The organism is Deltaproteobacteria bacterium, from assembly GCA_016223005.1.
GTDB lineage: Bacteria > Desulfobacterota > GWC2-55-46 > UBA9637 > GWC2-42-11 > JACRPW01.
The window spans coordinates 1-4,741 of record JACRPW010000003.1; the positions used below are offsets into that span (position 1 = coordinate 1).

General features: G+C 39.4%; 7 protein-coding genes. All 7 read right to left on the bottom strand.

What is annotated here, in order from left to right; translation table 11 throughout:
- Positions 1-40 precede the first annotated feature (40 nt).
- Entirely contained in the window at positions 41-289 is a 249-nt protein-coding gene (locus HZC45_00400) for a hypothetical protein (protein MBI5681631.1), read from the bottom strand.
- A 26-nt stretch (positions 290-315) separates the two neighbouring features.
- Complete coding sequence (locus HZC45_00405; protein ID MBI5681632.1) at positions 316-570, bottom strand: hypothetical protein; 255 nt, start codon at positions 568-570, stop codon at positions 316-318.
- Positions 560-1,132: a nucleotidyltransferase domain-containing protein gene (locus tag HZC45_00410; protein MBI5681633.1), complete on the bottom strand. Its 573-nt coding sequence runs from the start codon at positions 1,130-1,132 to the stop codon at positions 560-562. The genes HZC45_00405 and HZC45_00410 overlap by 11 nt, the downstream gene beginning before the upstream one ends.
- Positions 1,133-1,189: 57 nt before the next feature.
- Positions 1,190-2,263: a pyruvate dehydrogenase (acetyl-transferring) E1 component subunit alpha gene (gene pdhA / locus HZC45_00415; protein MBI5681634.1), complete on the bottom strand. Its 1,074-nt coding sequence runs from the start codon at positions 2,261-2,263 to the stop codon at positions 1,190-1,192.
- A gap of 48 nt (positions 2,264-2,311) precedes the next feature.
- Complete coding sequence (gene nadC / locus HZC45_00420; protein MBI5681635.1) at positions 2,312-3,196, bottom strand: carboxylating nicotinate-nucleotide diphosphorylase; 885 nt, start codon at positions 3,194-3,196, stop codon at positions 2,312-2,314.
- Positions 3,163-4,071, bottom strand: coding sequence for a LysR family transcriptional regulator (locus HZC45_00425; protein MBI5681636.1), 909 nt, complete (start codon positions 4,069-4,071; stop codon positions 3,163-3,165). Before HZC45_00425 ends, nadC begins: the two co-directional genes overlap by 34 nt.
- Before the next feature lie 27 nt (positions 4,072-4,098).
- Positions 4,099-4,741, bottom strand: a 643-nt coding sequence (gene fsa / locus HZC45_00430) for a fructose-6-phosphate aldolase (GenBank protein ID MBI5681637.1), incomplete at its 5' end; no start/stop codon positions are given.

Here is a 4,741-nt window from a genome sequence, read left to right on the forward strand (position 1 = left end):
TACTCTGACACCCTGACACTTTGACTTTTTGAGGCTGTGTTTACAGATTTCCCATTTCTTTTATCTGCCTCTGTGTCAATTCTTTATAAGTATATCTAAACATATCCTCCGGTTTTGGATGCTCAACACCCTCTTCCATCTGGACTGCCTTATTAACTTCTTCATCAGAAACCTGACCATGAAAGTAAGAGTCAGGATATATTTTACCATTCTCATCAAACTTTATGAGAATAATATCGCCCTTATCAACCCAGTTTAATTCAAGTTTACCTTTTCGTTTATTTGCCATGATAACCTTTACTCTTTAAAATTAATCTAAAACCCAAAATCAGCCTGCGGGTTTTCCTTTTTAATAATGCCCTTAATCATGTTTACAAACTTGACCGCTGTATCAAATGCATTATCAGCCTCTGTCTTGGAAATGGAGATGTCAATCTCATAGGTGAAGATATTTCGCTTCCTCCTCATCCTGTCAAGTAGAATTAATTTTTCTGCTGATTTCAAGTCAGCCCTTTGCCTTTTAATCAATCCCTTCGCCAAATAGTCTTCTATAAATTTCTTATAGGTCATCCTGACCGCCCACAATAAATATCTTTGGGTTTTCAAGAAGGTCAATTATAAACGAATCCCTTTCTTTCGCCTTCTTTTTAAACTCATCTCTTGTAAATACGCTGTAATTTATCTCTCTTTTTAAAACTTCTTCAAGTTTTCTTATCTCTCTTGATAATCTGGAGTCGTCAATTTTGCCCACAATAAACAAATCAATATCGCTTATAGCAGCATCTTCCTTTTTCGCAAAAGAGCCGTAAATAAAGGCAACCTCAATACCTTTAATCTTGCTCAAAGTCTCTTTGAGCAATCCCTGAATGCCTATAGTTTTAAATACAATGCTTTTTAATTCTTCAAATAAAGGATATGACTTATTGAGAGAATAGTAAACCAGATTGCCTTTTTTTGATGACACAAAAATTCCGGTATCTTCCAAATGGGCGAGTTCCTTGCGAATCATGCTGACAGGAATATCAAGGATGCGCTCCAATTCCCGTAAGTAATATTCATTGTCAGGATTGGTAAAGTAGAGTCTGAACAACTCTTTCCGCGTCCTTGATTTGAATATCTTGGCAATGTCCATAATTGTAATATTTATATGTTACAATTGTAATATGTTTATATTACATATTCAACAGGCTTATATCAACCCTTTTTCTTTAAAAGATTTCATCTGCTTTATCTGCCTCTGTGTCAATTCTTTATAAGTATATCTAAATATATCCTCCGGTTTTGGATGCTCAACACCCTCTTCCATCTGGACTGCCTTATCAACTTCTTCGTCAGCATTTTGGACAAGAACATCTTCATACTTCTGTGTCCAGAGCCCTTTCTTTTCCATGAACAGCCTTAAGCGAATGAGCGGGTCTTTTTCTTTCCACTTTTCAACCTCTTCATTTGAGCGGTATCTTGAGGCGTCATCAGCAGTTGTGTGGTCAGCAAGCCTGTATGTGAAACATTCAATAAATGTCGGGCCATCGCCTTTTCTTGCCTTTTCAATCGCATCCTTTGTCGCCTTATAAACTGCGAATATATCATTGCCGTCAACCTGAATCCCTTCAAACCCGTATGAATAAGCCTTTTGTGCAATGGTCTTTGCTGCTGTCTGTCTTTCTCTTGGCACTGATATTGCCCACTGGTTGTTCTGGCATATAAAAACAACAGGGAGTTTATAGACCCCGGCTATGTTTAAGCCTTCATGGAAATCCCCTTTTGATGTGCCTCCGTCGCCAAAATATGCGACTGCCGCAATTTTATGCCCCTTGATCTTTGCTGCAAACGCAGCGCCAACAGCATGAGGTATATGTGTTCCAACAGGGACAGATACAGGAAAGATATTTAATCCTTCAGGCGTCTCTGCGCCCCTTTCATCTCCTGCCCAGTATTGAAACAATTTATATATTGGATAACCCATTGTTATATATACTGCCGTCTCTCTGAATGATGGAAAGACCCAGTCTGTTTTTTCAATTGCAAATGCGCTTCCGATTTGCGATGCCTCCTGACCAAGCATTGAGGCATATGTGCCGAGCCTTCCCTCTGCATGGAGCGCCAGAGCCATCTTGTCAAATTGTCGTGAGAGGAGCAGGATTTCAAAAAGTCTTCTGATGTGGTCATCGGATAGGGAGGGCATGAGGTTAAAATCTACCTCACCATTTTCACTTAAGATTTGCAGGTATTTTACTTCAAGTTTTTCTATTATTGCTTCAGGCATGATGGCAAAAAGTCTAACATGGGAACTTAACCCAGTCAAGGATGCCTGTTATACCCAAAATCCTAAATTGGATTTTGGGTTATATCTTTTTACCTTCATACTTATATCCACTGCCCTTGCTGAATGGGTTAGCGCGCCGACTGAAATGAAGTCAACACCTGTTTTTGCTATTTCTCTAGCATTTTTTAGATTTATACCGCCTGATGCCTCTATAAGAGTAAGATGTGAGGGGTGAGATGTGAGACGAATAAGGGATACCGCCCTTTTTATTTGAGATGGTTTCATATTATCCAGCATGATTATATCAACCTTTGATTCAATTGCCTCTTTCAATTCTTTAAAATCTTTAACCTCAACCTCTATCTTTTTCTTTGGGGCATTTTTTCTTGCTAGTAGAATAGCATTTTTTATTCCGCCTGCTGCTGCAATGTGGTTGTCTTTTATAAGTATCGCATCATAAAGCCCAAACCTGTGGTTAAAACCACCCCCGCATCGGACAGCATATTTTTCAAGGATTCTTAGTCCCGGCGCTGTCTTTCTTGTATCCAGAATCTTTACATCATAGTCTTTTACCTTATCTGCAAACTGGTGTGTTAATGTTGCTATGCCTGATAGGTGCTGTAGAAAATTGAGCGCCGCCCGCTCGCCTGTAAGAAGCGTTTTTAGATTGCCTTTCACCTCTGCAATACACTGTCCCTTTTTTACCTTTTTGCCGTCTTTTGCAAGGGGTTTGAAAACTGCGGTCTTATCAATCTGCCTGAAAACCTCTTCTGCAGCAGACAGTCCTGCAATAATAAGATTTTCCTTTGCAATTATTTCAGCACTTCCCCTGCCCCCTGCTTTTAAGATTGCATTTGTAGTTATATCCCCTGAACCAATGTCCTCTTTGACAGCAGTCTTTATAATATCTTTAATTTGTCTGGAGGATTCCATAAGGTCTTTATAAATGATTGGCAGATAGGGGATAGCACCCTTGCCTTGTTAGTTATAATATAGAAATGTCTTGGTATCTCTAGTCCCTTTACCGTGATTTCCCTTAATGTTTTGCACGGCACCACTTCTTTAATGGCAAATCGGGATAAAAATGCAGCGCCCATACCTGTTTTTACAGATTGTTTTAAACCTTCTGTAGATGAAACCTCTGCTGCTATATTTAACTCATCAGGGTTGACCCCTTGCCTTTTTAAATATCCTTCCACAGATCTTTGTGTGCCAGAACCCTTTTCCCTTATCACCAAAGGCAGTTTTTTAAATTCATTTATATCTATCTCTTTTTTGATGTGCTTGAAATGTTTTTGTGATGCAGCCAAAACAATTTTATCTTCCAGAAACTGCCTGCAGTCAAACCTTTCATTATCAGGTTTTGCCCCAACCACGGCTATTTCTACGGACCCGTCAGAAACCATATCTGTTATTTTCTGCGTATCTCCAATCTTTAATGATACTGTGATTTCAGGATGGCTATTTTTAAATTTGGCGATATATTCAGGCAGGATATATTCTCCGGGTATCGTGCTGCCTCCAATCATGAGTTTGCCTTTTATTGTCCCTTTGAATTCACTGATTGCCTGCAGCGCACCTGTTTTAAGGTTTATAATCTCCTTTGCATATTTATACAACACCTCCCCAGCCTTTGTAGGAACAACATCCCTGCCAAGACGGTCAAGGAGTTGTAAACCTACTTCATCCTCAAGTGTTTTAATATGACTGCTGATTGTAGGCTGTGTTAAAAAAAGTGCATTCGCGGCATTTGAAAAACCCCTCTCTTCCACAACCCGATAGAAGATTTCAATAAATTTAAGTTCCATACAGAATAAATCCACATAAGTTGTAAGTTAAATTGTCGGTTTTGGCACCCTTTCCCAATCCTTTAAAAATCTTTCTATACCTATGTCCGTGAGAGGATGTTTTGATAGTTGTTCTATTACCTTAAACGGTATTGTTGCAACATGGGCACCCATGATCGCTGCATCAAGGACATGAAGCGGATGCCTGATGCTCGCCACAATCACCTCTGTAGTAAACCCATAGTTTTTGTATATTGTAAGTATCTTTTCAACGAGTTCCATACCAGTATGTGAGATGTCATCAAGCCTTCCAACAAATGGACTTACATAGGTTGCGCCTGCCTTTGCTGCCATAAGTGCCTGAACAGGAGAAAATACAAGGGTTACATTTATCTTTATCCCTTCTCTTGAAACTGTCTGCACAGCCTTCAGTCCATCCAGTGTGAGCGGAATCTTGACCACAATATTTTTATGTATCTTTGAAAGTTCCCTTGCCTCTTTTATCATGCCATCAGCGTCAAGACTTAATGCCTCTGCACTGATAGGACCGTCAACAACCGCACATATCTCTTTTATAAGGCTTAAAAAATCCCGTCCCTCTTTTGAGACAAGTGATGGATTTGTTGTTACACCATCCACAAGCCCCCATTCTTTAGCCTTTTTGATTTCATTAAGATTTGCTGTATCAATA

What these genes read in the sequence shown, in the direction of transcription:
- HZC45_00410 (MBI5681633.1), bottom strand. Translation starts at nt 1,132, where the DNA reads ATGGACATTGCCAAGATATTCAAATCAAGGACGCGGAAAGAGTTGTTC.
- pdhA (MBI5681634.1), bottom strand. Translation starts at nt 2,263, where the DNA reads ATGCCTGAAGCAATAATAGAAAAACTTGAAGTAAAATACCTGCAAATC.
- nadC (MBI5681635.1), bottom strand. Translation starts at nt 3,196, where the DNA reads ATGGAATCCTCCAGACAAATTAAAGATATTATAAAGACTGCTGTCAAA.
- HZC45_00400 (MBI5681631.1), bottom strand. Translation starts at nt 289, where the DNA reads ATGGCAAATAAACGAAAAGGTAAACTTGAATTAAACTGGGTTGATAAG.
- HZC45_00405 (MBI5681632.1), bottom strand. Translation starts at nt 570, where the DNA reads ATGACCTATAAGAAATTTATAGAAGACTATTTGGCGAAGGGATTGATT.
- HZC45_00425 (MBI5681636.1), bottom strand. Translation starts at nt 4,071, where the DNA reads ATGGAACTTAAATTTATTGAAATCTTCTATCGGGTTGTGGAAGAGAGG.